The organism is Microcoleus sp. A6-C6 (assembly GCF_036705955.1).
Taxonomy (GTDB): domain Bacteria; phylum Cyanobacteriota; class Cyanobacteriia; order Cyanobacteriales; family Microcoleaceae; genus Microcoleus.
Genome location: NZ_JAUBVR010000073.1, coordinates 14,335 through 31,345, shown reverse-complemented (window position 1 = coordinate 31,345; position 17,011 = coordinate 14,335). Strand labels below are relative to the sequence as shown.

The following is a 17,011-nucleotide window of genomic DNA, read 5'->3' as shown; positions in this document are numbered from 1 at the left end:
ATCATTAAATGGTGCACACCCGATCATTGCCTTTTTGTCAAGTACAATTTATACCAAATTAGATGAGCTTGCCCTGCTAGTATTGCCATTTATTATTCCCACAAAATTGATGTGTTAGACTATGTGACGAAATGCTTTTTAGCTCTGAGGTGCAACTACACACCTGTCAATAAACACTCTAGTAAGATGCCTGTGTCTGCTTTATCCATGCTATACCGATCGCCCACAAACTGAACAGCAAAAAAAGTTGGAAAAAGTTGGATCTTCCTAAAATTGCGATCCAATCTGCAAAAAGTTGGTAAAAGTTGGTAAAAGTTGGTTATAGTAACCATACCCATCTCACTCAGCCACCTATGGATATTCCTCAGACAGTGCAATTTGTCGATGAAGCTGTCTGTACCAAGACAGGAAAACGTCTAAATGACTTGCAGCGCAGAATTATCGCGGGAATACTGAAGAATCAAAAGTATGCTGATGTTGCAGAAACTCATGGTTATAGCGACAAGCACGTTAAAAAAGTCAGTCACGAGCTTTTGCAAACGTTATCTGATGTCTTTGGCGAACAAGTTAAGAAAAGTAATCTTGAATCTGTTTTAGAACGACAAATAAATGTAAATATAACTTTAGGTAATAAAAACACTCATAATAAAAACAGTGTAAGTATAGGTTCTATCAACAATTGCCCTGAACAAACTACTCCTACCCCAGAGAAAAGTCAGCCCGAAAATCCTGACTTGCATAACAAGAATCGAGCTAATATTGAAAAAATTGGTAAATTACGGCAGTTTGGCTTGAGCGACGACCAAATTGCAGAGGTGCTAGAACTACCTTTAGATGTGGTTAAGCAGGTAGATTTTGAGGAGTAAGTCTGCGCTATTTGCGAATTTTAGTCGATCGCACTTAGTTTTTTTGTTATAATCGTCGAAGGTTGCCCGATCGCAGTAAAATAAAATATCGCCACATATTTTAAGCTATGAACACACAACTCATTGAATCCTTAGTACAAATCATTCAGACACTTTCAGAAGAGGAGCAATTGCTAATAAAAGCAAAATTGTTTAGCAACATCCCCTATCCTTCCATTGTGGAAATAACCCAGTTAGCCCAAAGCGGAGGAGCCTTTCAATTCCTGCAAGATGAGCCTGATATTTACACCATTGAAGATGGAGAGCCAATTTAGTGAAGCTAAAGAAAGGAGATATTTCAAGCGTTGTGCATAATTCCCAGAAACCGGGTTTCTTACGAGATATCTCGCCACCCAACCTAAATTTCGTAAGAAACCCGGTTTCTGACGCTTTGCATACTTCCCAGAAACCGGATTTAGGACTAGATATCTCGCTACACACCTAAATTTATTAAGACAATTTCTGTCCGAAGTATTGATAATATTCAGTCTGCGCTATTTGCGATCGAGTATCGCATCATAATTACCATGAAAACCTATCCAAAACCACAAAACCCCTTCGGGCTTGTCAAAACCTAACGCTCTGTAGTTTCTGCCTACTCTCACCGACCATAAACTACCAATCCGCTTGAAGTGCAGTGATGGATGCTTTGAATCCACCTTGAGTAATTCATAGTTTTTGTCCGCCAGTTCTTGAATTTTTGGCGTTGCTGATTTACGGTATGAAAGGCTAAATATGCAATTCATAAAAACCAGCGTCTACAAAGCTTCTGGATTTTAAAATTATTTATTTCATACCCTGATTAAGCAACGCCGAATTTTTATCGGCAGTTGACGGTAAAGTTCCCAAAATTCAGGCGTTGTGAAATGCGTCAAATTTCCTGACATTTTCCTTCATTAAATGCTTTTTCTGCTTGTTGAATCAAAGAGTCTAATTTGCCTGCTTTTAGATCCTCTTCGATTTGTTTATCCCACAGGGACTCTTGGAAGTTGTCAAGCCATTCGAGAAACTCTGCGAGTTCATCTTTTGAAAGTTGCTTCACCGCTGTCTGTATCTCTGTAATACTCATAGGTAAATAGCTTGTTTATTCCTATTTTAGCTCGTAATTATTAGGTACTATATCATAACAGCTACACCAATGGATATTATTGGTAGTGAAATAATCAGCAATTTCATTGAGATCCTGGGTGGCGAGAACGTTGATCAGATAGCGTTTCATTGTTGACTCTCGCGTGCTTGCCGAAAGCGATCCAAAATCCCTACAATAAAGGTTTCGCCATCAATCGGTGGAGTATGTTCGGAGACGGCGACAGCAGCATCTATTTTAACTCGTACAGATTCGATCCATTCCCGATCGCCCTGATCTCATCCAACAATCGTAAGGCAACTTCCAGCACTTCTTGCGCCGATCGATATTTGCCAGTTTCTAGCTTAGTTTGGATGAATTGCTCGCTTGCTGCTCGTCAGAGTAATACTCATGTTCGTTCTTTACCCGTTTGCTCTAATTCTATCCCATTCATCAATTTTCGTGATCGCAAGCACCGATCAGCGCGATCGCCCTCTGATTCAGCCAGTGGCACAATCTCAACCTTAAAATTCATATTTTTGCTGCATTTCTCGTGCAAACTGACTCAGAGGGCGAGTAACTCCCGCGTTGAGTTCTTCAAAACCTTGCTGGATACCTGCAATTGTTTCCAGTTGTTCGATCGACTCGCGCAAGTTTACACGAACGATTTTACCAGGATCGAGAAAGGTAACGAGCACCTGCGCGCGATCGCTCACATCAGACGGGACATCCGTTAGTTCAATTTGTCCGTTCTGATAAACATTTTCAACAGTTCTTAGCATGAACTCCTGCGGTAATAGTTGTTTATACCCTACTAAATGCCATTACTCAATCCTCCAAACCTTCCCATAATATCGTTTTCGTTTGCATCGGAATACTTGTTTCGTAGCAAATAAATAATTAAACTTTTGTGGCGCGGGCCAGAAAGCCCGCGATCCATCTTCAATTTAAATGCCAAATAGCTTGCGAGTTAATCAAGCGCGAGTCCTAAACCCATCTACCCACAACAATCCTCACCGTCCCATCCGCCAAAGTCTCCTCTTCCTCAACATGAAAACCCTCAGATTGTACCGCCGCCATCAAACTTTTGCGCGCGTATTTTTGGCTAATTGAATTAACAAATTCCTGCTGGTTAATTCGAGCTCCCCAAAAATCTGCCACCAATTCATAATCCTCTCCGCTGCGGCGAAAACCCAAATCGTAACCATTGGATTGCCGAATTACGTACTCGGCATTAGTTTTGTCGCCATGATAACCCCGCACCTGCACATTGCACTCTACTTGATAACCCAACTCTTCCAACACTTGATGCAGCAATTCGCCGTTGTTTATCTGAACTTTGATCGTTGTGAAGTGTGACATATCACTTTCGGATTTTTGTGTGAAACGCTGATTTGATTATAATAGTACAAATGCCAGCCGTCAATAAATGCAACACCTCAGCAAACAAACTCGGTTTCTACAATCAATATTGGGCTCGATCGCGAGCCAGCTAACCAGACACGGGTTTCTTGCTCAAGAGTCCGTAAGTTCTGTAAGTGCAGAACCTCAAATTTCCCACCGTGCGAAGCGGCACACATCCATCGAATACAAAGCCGAAATTCCGACAGTTGCCATCAGTCCCCACATTCAGTCTATTTTAGATTTTAGATGCTTCGACTTCGTACAAGTTTTAGATTTTAGAATTGACTCCACAGATGAATCTGGGAGCTTTAACTTGGGTCTAAAATTTTGGGATTACGACTTAATTCGGGGGCTTGTATCAGTTTTTGGGCGGGGTCAAAATATCGCCACTTGTTCAAAAGATAATACTATCAAAATTTGGAATTTAAAGATCGGAACACTTAAGGTAAGAACGTAGAAGGAAGAGGGAAAGTTTTTAGTTGTGAGTTAAAGAGTTAAAAATTCTCAATTCTCAATTCCCGACTCCCCATTCTAGATCTCCCATTGATGAGTACGTGAATCTACTCAAACTAATATAATAACTTTATAATTTTATGTCTTGTGCAAGCCGAGAATTGTAATTTTTTTTTTAATCACTACACATACTTGGCGTAAAAATACGGATTTATCGGCCTTATTCAGCTTATTGTTAATTTCTGAATAGTCGCCACACAACTGGGGAAGCCACAATTTATGAATCCTTTAAACTATCTTTAAATTATTGCATCTTCATCGGATGAGTATCACAGCGAACTGTAATACTTCACTTAAAAAGTTATGATTAAAAAATAGGCTGGGATTAAATATACTGTGCATCCCATAGTAACCATGTCACACTGCAACCAATCCATCTATCCTTCCTGCAATGCCGCAGAAATGTGCGACAGTGCTGCCAGTTGGCAGGAAAAAGTCGATCGACTAACGCTACAATTAAACAACACCCGCGATCGGCTTCATGCAGAAATCGATCGGCTAAAACTTACCAACAAAACCCTGCACGCCGCCGTCAGTTGTGCGCCGATGTTCCTGTGGGCAACCGACAAAGACGGTAGGTTAACCCTTGCAGCAGGCAAAGGATTGGAAAATTTGGGAATCAAACCAAGTGAATCTGTTGGGCTGTCGATTTTTGAACTTTACAGCAGCCAGCCAGATATCTTAGAAAATATTGCCCAGGTATTAGCAGGAAACGATCGCACTTGGAATGCCAGAGAGGGGCATTTTATGCACGAAATTCGATCGACAGCGCTGCGAGATGGAAACGGCGAGGTTATCGGCGCTGTCGGTGTTTCTACTGAGATTACGGAGTACAAAAAGTCGATCGCAACTCTGGCAACAACAAATCAACAATTAGAAGCCCGACTTACTCTGCAAACGGCAGTCTGGAATGCAGCACTTGCTGACAGCGAAAAAAAGTACCGCAACCTTGTAGAAACGTCCCAAGAGTTGATTTGGTCGATCGATATTCAAGGCCTCTTAACTTTTGTCAATTCCGCCGCCAAACGCATCTACGGTTATGAACCGCCAGAAATGATCGGCCGCCGCTTCACTGACTTTTTGTATCCCGAAGAAAAACATCGACAAATAGAAATATTAGGGCAACTTTTAGCTAGAACCAGCATTCAGCCAGAAACCTTTAATTCTGCTTACGAAACAGTACACATCCGCAAAGACGGTACTCCCGTCCACCTGCGCGTCAACAGCATCGTCAACCAAGCTGAAAACGGTGCGATGTTAGGCCTGTGCGGAACGGCGACAGATATTAGCGATCACAAGCGATCAGAAGAAGCACTCCAAGAAGCTACAGACCAACTTCGCGCCGTCTTGGATGCCGTGCCCGGACTAATTTCTTGGGTAAGTTCAGATTTGCGGTATATTGAAGTCAACCAGCACTTAGCAACCTCGTTCAAACGGTCTCCTGAAAGCTTTGTCGGTCAAGAAATCAACTTTCTCGACAAAGGCTCGACTTTTGGACAACTAATCCGAAACTTTTTTGACAGTTCATCTCAGCAAACCTCGCAAGAAATAGACGTAGAAATTAACGGCAGCATCCGAAATTATTTGATAGTAGGTCAGAAATATCATCAAGGAAGCGCAGCATTTTCTGTAGGAATAGACATTACCGACCGCAAACGCGCGGAATTTCAAAAGACCCAATTAATCACTTCTCTGCAAGAGTCTGAATGCAAATTTCGCAGCCTTTACGAAGCCACAAGCGACGCAGTAATGCTGATCGAAGAACAAAACTTTTTTGACTGCAACCCCGCCACCTTAGCAATATTTGGGTGCACAAATAAAGAACAGTTTTACGGCAAGAAACCTAGCGAATTTTCCCCGCCATTTCAGCCTAGCGGACAAGACTCATCCAGTCTAGCAGCACAGAGAATATCCACAGCAATGCAAACAGGTAGCTGTCGCTTTGACTGGGTACACAAACGGCTAGACGGTTCAGAATTTCCCGCAGAAGTGCTGTTAAATGCAATGGAAATTAACGGGCGCAAAATAATTCAAGCAGTAGTGCGGGACATTACAGGCCGCAAGCGCGACGAGGATCGCATCAAAGCATCCCTCGCCGAAAAAGAAGTCCTCCTCAAAGAAATTCACCACCGCGTCAAAAACAACCTTCAAGTTATTTCCAGTTTGCTCAAACTTCAATCCCGCTACATCCAAGACAGCCGCGTTAGTGAAATGTTAAAAGAAAGTCAAAACCGAGTCAGATCGATGGCCCTAGTTCACGAACAATTGTATCAATCCAAAGACTTGTCAAACATTGACTTTGCTGAATACATCCAAAATCTCGCCCACAATTTATTCCAAGCTTATGAAATTCCTACAGAAGGCGTCAATTTGCAAACAAATATTGCGCCGTGTTCTCTCAATATTGATACGGCAGTTCCTTGCGGATTGATTATCAACGAGCTGGTGACAAATTCCCTCAAATATGCTTTTACAGGACAAGTTCAAGGTAAAATTAAAATAGATTTTACTTTAGATGAAAATAGAGTTTGCGTGCTAGCCGTGAGCGACAGTGGCATTGGTTTTCCTCAAGAGTTAGATTATCGCAAGGCCCGAACACTCGGTTTGCGGCTAGTCGGGTCTTTAGTCAAGCAAATTCGGGGGAAAATAGAACTATTAGAAACAGCAGGCACGACTTTTCAAATAACATTTTCCAAACCAATAGGAATCGGAGGAAAGAAATTAATGTCAACTAAAAAAATTTTAATAGTAGAAGACGAAAGCATCATTGCAGAAGACATTTCCGACAGTTTAATATCTTTAGGATATCAAATAACTGATATTGTCTATTCGGGAGAAGAAGCGATTGAATCAGTAGCCAAAATCCGACCGAATTTAGTTTTGATGGATGTTAACCTGCAAGGAGAAATAGACGGTGTTATAGCAGCAGAAGAAATTCGATCGCGATTTCAGATCCCGGTAGTGTATCTAACAGCTTATGCTGATGAAAAAACTTTGCGGCGCGTCAATGCAACCAAACCCTTCGGCTATATTGTGAAACCCTTTGAGGAAAAAAACTTGCACACAACTATTCAAATAGCTCTCCACCGACATCAGCACGACTGTTTAACAAATTTGCCCAATCGTGCGCTGTTGCGGGAGCAGCTAAGTCAGGTATTAGACAAGCAAAAAGCATTGCCAGTAATGATACCAGTTGTGACTCTCAGTTTAGATAGAATTAACCGGATTAATAGTACCTTGGGACACGATATCGGCGACTCCGTACTTTGCAAAGTTGCCGAGCGGCTGACTAACTGCACGGAGAAGATTAATTTTGTGGCTCGTTTAGAAGCTGCCGAATTTGCAATTGTACTCGAACCAGTTGCCGAAAAACAGGATGCTGGCAAGATTGCTCAAAACATTTTAGATATTGTAGCCCAACCTATCATTGTCAAAGGCTCGGAACTTTACGTCACGGCAAGTATCGGCATTTCTTTATCTCCGGGAGACGGCAACGATGGAGACAAATTGCTGAAAAATGCTTATGTAGCAATGTACAATTCTCAGCAAGAAGGTGGCAATAAATATAAATTTTATACGGCAAAAGTTGCCAATAGTTCTATCAATCAATTTACTCAAGAAACTTGTCTTCGCAATGCTTTAAAACGCTTGGAGTTTGAAGTTTACTATGAGCCGCAAATAGAAATTAAAACAGGGAAGATTATTGGTGCTGAAGCTTTGGTGCGCTGGAATCATCCAAAAAGGGGCAGAGTTTCTCCGGGGGAATTTATTCCAATGGCTGAAGAAATGGGCTTGATTTCGCCGCTGGGTGAATGGGTATTAGAGACTGCTTGTATGCAAACTAAAGCTTGGCAAATAGAGGGTTTGCCTCCGCTGCGGATATCTGTCAATTTGTCAGCCCGCCAGTTTGAGCAAAAAAATTTGACAGAGAGAGTCAGCCAGATATTGAGAGAAACTAATCTCGATCCTAAATGTTTGGAATTAGAATTGACGGAAGGTCTAATTTTGCAAGATGAAACGGCAGCAATTCAAGCTTTTACGGTGTGGAGAGAGATGGGAATTAGGCTCGCACTTGATGATTTTGGTACGGGATATTCTTCTTTGAGTTACCCGAAACGTTTTCCGTTTGATGCGCTGAAAATTGACAAGAGTTTTATTCGCGATATTGCAGACGATCGCCAAAATGCAGCGATTACAGTAGCGATTATTCAAATGGCACACTGTATGAACATGACTGTGATTGCTGAGGGGGTAGAAAATCAGCCGGAACTGGCTTTTTTGTGCGAGCACGATTGCGATGAAATTCAAGGTCATTTTTTCAGTCAGGCTTTGCCAAGTGCTGAGTTTGAAGCCCTACTGAAAAGTGATAAGTGCTGGGAGTTATGCTGAAGGAAGAAGGAAAAGGGAAGAGGGAAGAAGGAAGAGGGAAGAAGGAAGAGGGAAGAAGGAAGAGGGAAGAGGGAAGAAAAGCGATGGTTTCAGTGTTTGCCGATCGCACTTGCAACCTCAGAAACCCGGTTTTTTTGTAGATTTATCGTGACTCAACAAAAAAAACTCGTAGAAACCGGGTTTCTAGCCCCCGATGCGTAAACCAGGAAACTTACGGTAATGACTAATGACTAATGACTAATGACTAATTCAGAAAATGCGACCAACCAACCAATTTCCCAACCACAGCCCAAAACCAGAAGTAGCGACTAACAAGATAAATGTGTACAGCCCGCGGCCAGTGGCGATCGACCTTTCACCAGCTACCATCCGCGCCACAACTCCCGCAATCATCCCCATCGCAGCCCAAGCCCCATAAACAGTCTTAGATCCAGCAATGCTCAAGGCCCCAGCCAAAGCCTCCGAACCCGCCCCAGCCCAAACCCCCGCCCACGCCCCCATTCCCAGCCCGATCAAACCTACAAGCCCCTTAGATCCGCGAAAATTAACAGCTACTTCCGCCACCAGCCCGCACGTCAAACCAACAATCCCCCAAGACACCGCCACAACTAACGCCTTCCGCCAATCCCCAGAACCCGTCCCAGCAATCAATCCCACCACTGTCGCCACTCCCGCCGCGGCCAAAACTACAGCTACGGCGCGAGACTCTGCCTCGGAACTGGCGATCGCCCCCAAACCAGCTCCAACTAGCGCCCAGACAGCCCCCGTTACCATTCCTCCCGCCTGAAAACCTGCGATCGCCCCCCCCACCGCTCCAGCCAAAACTAACGCCGCCAGCCACACTCTAGGCGTTGCCGAACCCTCCGCCAGCAAAATCGCGGCCCACAGCCAATCGGCACCACAGATTAAAGTCCACATCCACATCGGGACCTCAAATTTCGTCAAAATGTAGCCTGTCACAGCGTAACTCCCAACTGCGATCGCCAGCGGCCCCCAAGGGAAGCTTGAAGATTTTTGAGATAGCCACGGTTTTGAGTATTGAGTCGGAAATTCTTGTTTCCGTTTCTGGGTAAAGTTTGGATAGTTTGGAGATAGCCACGCTTCCCTCGCCACGCTGCGCCGGGATTGCTTTCTTCCCCGCGACGTTGGGCGATTTTGAGTTGTCAATCGTTTTTTGCTTTTGGGCTTGTTTTGAGTTTGAGTTTTTTTTGATGCGGCTTTGGGGCGGGTGTGACTGCGCTGGGAACCAACTCTACCGGCTGATTTTCCAGAACGCCTTCTCAGGGGCTTTTCTGGAGGCTTTTCCGCAGGTGGTGGTGGCTGCTGCGGTGGCTGTTGGTCGATCGACTTTGGTTCAGGTTGACTCAGAAACAACAGCAATTCCTGGTAAGCTTGATTAATTTCGGTTAATCTGTGTTGGGCTTTTTGTTGCAGGCGATCGCCTGGGGGCAACCGATCGGGATGCCACACAAAGGCTAAATCCCTGTAAGCGTGCTTAATTTCTTCTAGGGAAGCTCCAGGCTCAATTTCGAGGATTTCGTAGCATCGATTAATATCACCCATAAGCTTCGATCGGCAGGTGTTGGTAAATTTGCGTGAAGCGAAGCTATCCCGCGCGTGAATCGCACGTAACATCTTCTACTATTCTGAGCCAAGCTGCACATTATGCCGATCGAGCGATTTGAGGTTTGAGACTTCGGCTATCGCGAGCGTCGCACGATTTTTGATTTGAGAATTTAGAATTGGGAATGACTGATTATATAAGGGTTTAGAGCTTGTTTGCAGTTAGATGCTATTTTCAAACAGGTATGACAAATGAGTAGAATGATAAAGCTGTTTCGTGCGATCGCCATCTGTGTCAGTGTCTGAAAATCAAGCTCCTACCTTCATCTTAGTTGACGGCCACTCCCTGGCCTTCCGTTCCTACTACGGCTTTGCCAAAAGTCGAGACGGAGGTTTGCGAACTACGACAGGCATTCCCACCAGCGTCTGTTTTGGCTTTCTCAAGTCTCTGCTGGAAGTTATGGCGGCTCATGAACCGGAGTACATGGCGATCGCCTTTGACCTCGCCACGCCCACTTTTCGCCACGAAGCAGACGAAACTTACAAAGCCGGTCGCGTCGAAACTCCCGAAGATTTTATCCCGGATCTCAAAAACCTCCAAGAACTCCTTACCTATTTCAATTTACCAGCCTTCACCGCTCCGGGCTACGAAGCCGACGATGTTTTGGGAACTTTGGCCAACAAAGCCAGCGCCGCGGGTTATCGGGTGAAAATCCTCACGGGCGATCGAGATTTGTTCCAATTAGTAGAAACTGAGAAGCAAATCAGCGTACTATATTTGAGTACAGATGAACTTAGGCGATCGGGAAAAGGCAAATCCCAAGAATACGGCCCGGAAGAAGTCAAAGCCAAACTCGGTATTTTGCCCGCACAAGTAATAGATTACAAAGCCCTCTGCGGTGACAAATCCGATAACATTCCCGGAGTTAAAGGCATCGGCGACAAAACCGCCCTGCAATTACTGGAAGCTTACAATACCCTCGATGGCATCTATGCAGCCATCGATCAACTCAAAGGCGCAACTAAGAAAAAGCTCGAAGAAGGTAAGGAATCTGCTTATCATTCTCAGCGCATGGCGACAATTATTCAAGAAGTTCCTTTAGAAGTCAACTTAGAAGATTGTCAGTTGATAGGTTTTGATGAAGCAGCTTTGATTCCGATGCTGGAAAAGTTGGAATTTAAAAGTTTTTTAGGCAAAGTTAAGCAAATTCAAAAGCGCTTTGGCGGTTCGGAAAAAGAAAGTTCGGCAGCGGATTCTCTAACGGATTTAACGGATTTAACGGATGGCGGTTCGGCAGCGGATTCTCTAACGGATTTAACGGATGTTCGGAAAAAGGGAGAATTTACAGTCTCTGAATTGTCTAATGCTGATAATTCAAGTGATTTTTCCGCTGCAAATTCTGAAAGTTCAGAAGCAGACGAATTGTGGTTTTGGAGTTATTCTGACACCAAAGCCGCCCAGCAGGAAAACAAACTGCCAATTAAACCGCAAATAATTCAAACAATCGAACAGTTAAACGAATTAGTCGAACTCCTGCAAACTTTCACAGACAAAGCCTCACCCGTGGCGTGGGATACCGAAACCACCGCCTTAGAACCGCGAGACGCCGAATTAGTCGGAATTGGCTGCTGTTGGGGAACCGGAGAACAAGATTTAGCTTACATTCCCACGGGACATAAAACGGGCACAAATTTGGACAAAGCCACGGTTTTAAATGCTTTGCGTCCGATTTTGGAAAGCGAGAGTTATCCGAAGGCGCTGCAAAATGCTAAATTTGATCGATCGATCCTACGCTGTCAGGGAATCAAACTCGCCGGAGTCGTATTTGACACCATGCTAGCCAGTTACGTACTCAACCCAGAAACCAGCCACAGTCTCAGCGAATTGTCAAGGAAATACTTAGGCATTGTCGCAGAAAGTTACAAGGAATTAGTACCGAAAAACAAAACAATTGCTGACATCAGTATTATCAAAGTAGCTGACTACTGCGGCATGGATGTTCACACCACATTTGGGTTAGTAAGTAAACTTAAAGCCGAATTGGATAAAGCTGATCAAGCTAGCCTTCCCGAAAAAACTTTGCACGGGTTACTGCTAGAAGTAGAACAGCCTTTAGAACCAATTTTAGCAGAAATGGAATACTGCGGAATTCGGATTAATTCAGAGTATCTGCAAGAACTATCCCAGCAGCTAGAAAAGAGATTAGCACAACTCGAAGAAAATACTTATGAAGCAGCGGGGAGAAAATTCAATTTAGGTTCGCCCAAACAACTCAGCGAAATCTTGTTAGAAAAAATCCCCGATGAATTTCAGAAAAAGTCTCGCAAAACCAAAACTGGATATTCTACCGACGCGGCTGTTTTGGATAAATTGCAAGGAGACCATCCGATTGTAGACGATTTATTAGAACACCGAACATTGTCTAAATTAAAATCAACCTACGTCGATGCTTTGCCGCAGTTAGTGCGTGCAGATACCGGGCGAGTGCATACAGATTTCAACCAAACTGCAACTGGTACCGGCCGCCTTTCTTCTTCCAATCCAAATTTACAAAATATTCCCATCCGTACCGAGTTTTCGCGGCAAATTCGCAAGGCTTTTTTGCCGGAGTCTGGTTGGCTGATGGTGTCGGCTGACTATTCTCAAATTGAACTGCGAATTTTGGCTCATTTGAGTCAAGAACCTGTGTTAATAGAAGCTTACCAAAATAACCGAGATGTGCATACCCTGACGGCTCAACTACTGTTTGAAAAGGAGGAAGTAACTCCCGATGAAAGACGGTTTGGCAAAACGATTAATTTTGGGGTAGTTTATGGTATGGGGGCGATTAAGTTTGGTCGTTCGATGGGCAAATCTTCCGCAGATGGTAAAAAGTTTATTGAACGATTTAACGAGCGTTACAGTAAGGTTTTTGAATTTTTGGAGGGTGTGAAAAAAAGTGCGATCGCCCTTGGCTATGTTTCCACTATACTAGGTCGTCGTCGCTATCTCAACTTCGAGGAGCATGGCAGCCTCCGCCGCTTGAAAGGCCACAACCCCGAAGAAATTAACCCCAGCCAACTTAAGTCCCTCAGTAAAAATGACGCCCAATCTTTGCGGGCCGCCGCCAACGCTCCCATTCAAGGTTCCAGTGCTGATATCATTAAGCTTGCCATGATTGAGGTCAACAAAATTTTACAAAACTATCAGGCGCGACTGCTGCTGCAAGTTCACGATGAATTAATCTTTGAAGTCCCACCGGATGAATGGGAAGAATTGCAGCCGAAAATTAGAACTGCGATGGAAAATGCTCTGCCGCTTAGCGTACCGTTGATAGTTGATATTCACGCGGGGCAAAATTGGATGGAAACAAAATAAAAAATAGAGAATTATGAGGCAAAATAAAATCCCCATTTCCCCTACAATCACCAGCTTGAGCGCAGTTGTTCTGCTATTCCTACTCTCCGGCTGTCCTCAAAAGCTACCGCCGAATAACTATGCTGTAAAACGAGTCAGCGACGGCGATACACTTGTTGCCACCGATGCCGCTGGCAAGGATATCAAAGTGCGTTTTGCCTGCGTAGATGCACCGGAAATTGCCCACACCAACGCCGAAAAAAATAGTAAAAAAGCAGCCGAAAAAAATCAGTTCAAGTGGGGAAATCTAGCCGAGCAAAGAATGCAGCAGCTAGTCAAAGAAGGGGGCGGTCGAGTCGTTTTGACAGTCACTGATACTGACCGTTACGGCCGAAAAATTAGCGAAGTTCGCTTGCCAAACGGCAGATTTGCTCAAGAAGTTTTGCTGCGCGAAGGATTAGCAATGGTTTACCGTCCATACTTGAAAAACTGTCCGAGTGCAACTGTTGTCCAACAAGCGGAAGCCGAAGCCAAGAAAAATCGCCGCGGTGTTTGGGGAGATTCTAAGTTTGTTCCCGCTTGGGAATTTCGGCACAGCGATAAATAATTTAAAACTTAAAACTTTAGTCAACAAATGTGATAGGCTCCAGATAAATCAATCGACTGCTGACAAAAGCGGTCTATTGCAATCACCCAAAATTAATTTTACGGGACATCAATGAAGATCAAACATTTAGTTATTTCGGGCATTGCCCTACTCCTCGGTACTGCAATCGCAGGCAATGCTATTGCTCAAGAACTAACCAATGACCAAAAAACGGTTGTTTGTCGCTTAAAAACAGAAGTTGAGCAGCGGAAAGGCAACGGTCAAAAGTTAGTATTTGTGCCGTTGCTAGCCCAAGTTCGCAAGCAAGTGTCATCTCCTTTTAGAGCAACGCTGCATCCTGATATAGAGTATACTTTTGTTGCTACTTGCGACGGCAACTGCAAAGATTTAAACCTAACTCTCACAGATGCCAGCGGTCAACAAATTGCAGCGAGTCAAAAGACAGGTGAACTCGTGACAATATCTTTTACTCCTCCATCCCAAGGCGAATATCAACTGACTGCCAAGCCTGGGGAATGCAACAACGCAGAGGGTTGCAGTTTCGGGATGGGAATCTTCGTTTCTACCTCTGCTAGCGTACCTAATGCTTCAAAACTTCCTGCTAAGATAGCACAATTTCAACTTTGCCAGTAGAGGAACACCGATAAGTTGTGGGTTGCAAGTTAAGTTGAGTCTTGAATCAAAAATCTAACTCGTAACTTGCAACTTATAACCCGCCACTTATAATTTGTTAACCATAACTCTTCCCAACTGTCAAGCAGATCGAGCTGTGGAACCCTGCACAGACCCCATAATTGCCGAATTTTGGTTTAAAGTCATAACTTTATTTACCCTCACGCAGGCATCAATTAGAATATAGATAATGCCTCTCAGGGTGACGAGTAAATTCCCCATGTCTTCAACCTTAGCCTCGAAAAATCAACCCCAGAACCATCCTCCAATAGGTTTTAAAAGTCTGTTGGGTCGCTTGGGTATCCGGCAGAAAATCGGCTGCGGATACGCCTTGGTCATTGGTATTGCGATTTTGGGTGCTGTGACGGGACGGGGAGTAGAATCCTATCATAAGCAGCAAGTTAGAGAAAAACTGGCGATCGACCGAGATAAAGCCGAAATCCTGACCAATCTGAATAATACCGCGCAGGAAGTCAGAATTCAGCAGCTCTTGCTGCTGAATCTGATGGGACAACCGCAAATTTTCGATCGCGAACGATCGGATTTTCTGACTCGTGTTGCTCAGATGAGCGGACAGCTAGAACAACTGCAAAGCCAGCCACCGACTACTAATTCCGATGTTGCCAAAGATTACCAAGAGATTCAAGAGTTCGCCAAAGCCAACAGCAAGACAGTAGAAGCTTACTTCCAACAAGTCCAGAAACTGCTGGGGAATGCGAAGTTATCTGGTTTGAATCTGCAGCAGCGGCAGCTATTCCAGCGGAACTTGTATAATTTGGCCACTGGGAGCAATGCTTTTAAACTCGAACAGTTTTCGCAGGATTCAGCCAAACTCGCTGGCAATTTTCGGGACAAAGCAGACAAGGCATTTAGAACCTACGAGAAAGCTGAACAACTCGGAACTCTGATTCTGGTTGGTTCTCTGTTGGTATCGGCCGGTATCGCTACCTTACTTGCAATATACACCAGCAGGGCGATCGCCCGACCACTACAAGCCACCACCCTCATCGCTCAGCGAGTGACAGAAGAATCAAACTTTGACCTGCAAGTACCCGTTACCACTTCCGACGAAGTGGGAATGCTAGCAACTTCCCTTAACGAACTGATCCAAAGAGTAGCGGAATACACAGAAGACTTGCAGGAAGCAAAAATAGCAGCCGAAGCTGCCAACCGCTCGAAAAGTGCATTTCTCGCCAACATGAGCCACGAACTGCGTACTCCCCTCAATGCCATCATCAACTACAGCGAAATGCTGCAAGAAGATGCTCAAGATTCCGGTTCCGAAGATTTTCTCCCCGACTTAGAAAAAATTCAAATCGCAGGCAAACATTTGCTCGACATGATCAGCGACATCCTCGACATTTCCAAAATAGAAGCTGGGCACGTCACGCTTTATTTGGAAAACTTCGACGTAGCGACAATGATTGAAGAAGTGATGACTACGGCTCAACCGCTAGTAGAGAAAAAAGGCAATGCTTTAGCGCTGAAAATCCAAGGCGAACTCGGCACAATGTACGCCGACCAACCGAAAGTGCGGCAAATTCTCCTAAACTTGCTCAGCAATGCTGCCAAATTTACTGAAAAAGGGGTGATTACTATCGAGGTGGAAAGAATTAAAAATGAAAAAGTTAAACAGACGAAAAGAAAGAAAAATAAAGATTTTAACTCTGGTTCAAACTACAATTCTCAAGTTTTGATTTTTCGAGTCAGGGATACAGGCATTGGCATGACGAACGAGCAATTAGAGCAGATATTCAAGCCTTTTACTCAAGCTGATGCTTCGACTACCAAGAAGTATGGAGGCACGGGTTTGGGATTGACAATTAGCCAGCGCTTGTGTCAAATTCTCGGTGGCGAAATTAGTGTCGAAAGCGAGGACGGGAAAGGCTCAACTTTTATTGTCAGTCTCCCGGAACGTGTGGTGATGCAAGCATGAAAACAGTTGACAGTTGACAGTTGACAGTTGACAGTTGACAGTTGATAGTTGACAGTTGATAGTTGACAGTAGTTAGGAGTTATATCATATCCGCTCAATTACTTAAAATAGTTTGCGACTTTTGCCATAATTCTACGGATTAATTATTGAGTAATCCTAACATTTTCTTCACTTCTGCTAAAGGCATAGAAGGCTGATTTGCGTCTTCCTCTTTGGCGGCCCTCAAATCAATCAAATCTTCTATGTCAGCAATTAATTCTTGGAGTGCTTCAAATTCTTCATAAGGTATCACTGCAAATTCTTTTTTGCCGTTTTTGGTGATAAACTCAGGATGTAATGGAATCATAGATATTTCCTCCAGGCGTTTAAGTGTAAGCATCTTTGCGATGTTTGACGCGGTAGATCACCAAAATATCTTCCTCAATTTCAAATAAAACTCGGTAATCTCCTACCCGCAGCCGATATTCTGGCGTATAGTTTGTTAAGCGTTTCACATCCCCCGTCAAATTATTTTGGATTAACTCAATTTTAGTCAAAACTCGGCTTTGTACCTCCGCTGGCAAAGATTGTAAATCTTTGATCGCTTTCGGCTTAAACTCAACTGGGTAATTCATCAAAG

At 44.0% G+C, this 17,011-nt stretch carries 16 protein-coding genes; 8 read left to right on the top strand and 8 right to left on the bottom strand.

Annotated features, from left to right (window positions below; genetic code table 11):
* Positions 1–305 precede the first annotated feature (305 nt).
* Both QUB52_RS23275 and QUB52_RS23270 read left to right on the top strand, forming a co-directional pair.
* On the top strand, positions 306–866 hold the full coding sequence (locus QUB52_RS23275) for a hypothetical protein (protein ID WP_332975080.1): 561 nt from the start codon (positions 306–308) through the stop codon (positions 864–866).
* A gap of 107 nt (positions 867–973) precedes the next feature.
* A complete protein-coding gene (locus tag QUB52_RS23270) occupies positions 974–1,180 on the top strand; it encodes a hypothetical protein (protein ID WP_332975078.1) in 207 nt (68 codons plus the stop codon).
* A gap of 219 nt (positions 1,181–1,399) precedes the next feature.
* Here QUB52_RS23270 and QUB52_RS23265 read toward each other — a convergent pair whose 3' ends face one another.
* From QUB52_RS23265 to QUB52_RS23250, 5 genes are all read right to left on the bottom strand, one after another.
* A complete protein-coding gene (locus QUB52_RS23265; RefSeq protein ID WP_332975076.1) occupies positions 1,400–1,651 on the bottom strand; it encodes a ParE family toxin-like protein in 252 nt (83 codons plus the stop codon).
* Positions 1,652–1,776: 125 nt separating this feature from the next.
* Entirely contained in the window at positions 1,777–1,974 is a 198-nt protein-coding gene (locus QUB52_RS23260; RefSeq protein ID WP_332975075.1) for a hypothetical protein, read from the bottom strand.
* A gap of 250 nt (positions 1,975–2,224) precedes the next feature.
* Positions 2,225–2,347 carry a type II toxin-antitoxin system ParD family antitoxin gene (locus QUB52_RS29320; RefSeq protein WP_375339804.1) on the bottom strand — a complete coding sequence of 41 codons (123 nt, stop codon included), beginning with the start codon at positions 2,345–2,347 and terminating at the stop codon, positions 2,225–2,227.
* Positions 2,348–2,495: 148 nt separating this feature from the next.
* Positions 2,496–2,753, bottom strand: coding sequence for a hypothetical protein (locus QUB52_RS23255; protein ID WP_332967286.1), 258 nt, complete (start codon positions 2,751–2,753; stop codon positions 2,496–2,498).
* 205 nt (positions 2,754–2,958) lie between these two features.
* Positions 2,959–3,333, bottom strand: coding sequence for a DUF1257 domain-containing protein (locus QUB52_RS23250; protein WP_265238461.1), 375 nt, complete (start codon positions 3,331–3,333; stop codon positions 2,959–2,961).
* A 909-nt stretch (positions 3,334–4,242) separates the two neighbouring features.
* On the opposite strand from QUB52_RS23250, the gene QUB52_RS23245 reads away from it, so the two are divergent.
* Together QUB52_RS23245 and QUB52_RS23240 are read left to right on the top strand one after the other, a co-directional pair.
* Positions 4,243–8,277: an EAL domain-containing protein gene (locus tag QUB52_RS23245; RefSeq protein WP_332975074.1), complete on the top strand. Its 4,035-nt coding sequence runs from the start codon at positions 4,243–4,245 to the stop codon at positions 8,275–8,277.
* Positions 8,259–8,417 (top strand): hypothetical protein, encoded by a 159-nt coding sequence (locus QUB52_RS23240; RefSeq protein WP_332975073.1) that lies wholly within the window; start codon positions 8,259–8,261, stop codon positions 8,415–8,417. The genes QUB52_RS23245 and QUB52_RS23240 overlap by 19 nt, the downstream gene beginning before the upstream one ends.
* A 109-nt stretch (positions 8,418–8,526) precedes the next feature.
* On the opposite strand, the gene QUB52_RS23235 is transcribed toward QUB52_RS23240, so the two are convergent.
* Positions 8,527–9,912 carry a J domain-containing protein gene (locus QUB52_RS23235; protein ID WP_332975071.1) on the bottom strand — a complete coding sequence of 462 codons (1,386 nt, stop codon included), beginning with the start codon at positions 9,910–9,912 and terminating at the stop codon, positions 8,527–8,529.
* Between the two features lie 226 nt (positions 9,913–10,138).
* On the opposite strand from QUB52_RS23235, the gene polA reads away from it, so the two are divergent.
* The 4 genes from polA (at position 10,139) to QUB52_RS23215 (ending at position 16,392) form a co-directional block, all read left to right on the top strand.
* Positions 10,139–13,198: a DNA polymerase I gene (gene polA, locus QUB52_RS23230; RefSeq protein ID WP_332975082.1), complete on the top strand. Its 3,060-nt coding sequence runs from the start codon at positions 10,139–10,141 to the stop codon at positions 13,196–13,198.
* A 13-nt stretch (positions 13,199–13,211) separates the two neighbouring features.
* On the top strand, positions 13,212–13,784 hold the full coding sequence (locus tag QUB52_RS23225; protein ID WP_265238450.1) for a thermonuclease family protein: 573 nt from the start codon (positions 13,212–13,214) through the stop codon (positions 13,782–13,784).
* Positions 13,785–13,895: 111 nt separating this feature from the next.
* Positions 13,896–14,417, top strand: a complete 522-nt coding sequence (locus tag QUB52_RS23220) for a hypothetical protein (RefSeq protein ID WP_265238448.1) — start codon at positions 13,896–13,898, stop codon at positions 14,415–14,417.
* A gap of 259 nt (positions 14,418–14,676) precedes the next feature.
* The gene (locus tag QUB52_RS23215; protein ID WP_265238446.1) at positions 14,677–16,392 is read left to right on the top strand and encodes a sensor histidine kinase; all 1,716 of its coding nucleotides are present in this window, start codon (positions 14,677–14,679) and stop codon (positions 16,390–16,392) included.
* Positions 16,393–16,531: 139 nt separating this feature from the next.
* Here the strand turns inward: QUB52_RS23215 and QUB52_RS23210 are convergent, their stop codons facing one another.
* Positions 16,532–16,738 (bottom strand): type II toxin-antitoxin system Phd/YefM family antitoxin, encoded by a 207-nt coding sequence (locus tag QUB52_RS23210; RefSeq protein ID WP_265238444.1) that lies wholly within the window; start codon positions 16,736–16,738, stop codon positions 16,532–16,534.
* A 19-nt stretch (positions 16,739–16,757) separates the two neighbouring features.
* Positions 16,758–17,006, bottom strand: a complete 249-nt coding sequence (locus QUB52_RS23205; RefSeq protein ID WP_265238442.1) for a type II toxin-antitoxin system RelE family toxin — start codon at positions 17,004–17,006, stop codon at positions 16,758–16,760.
* Between the last annotated feature and the right edge of the window lie 5 nt (positions 17,007–17,011).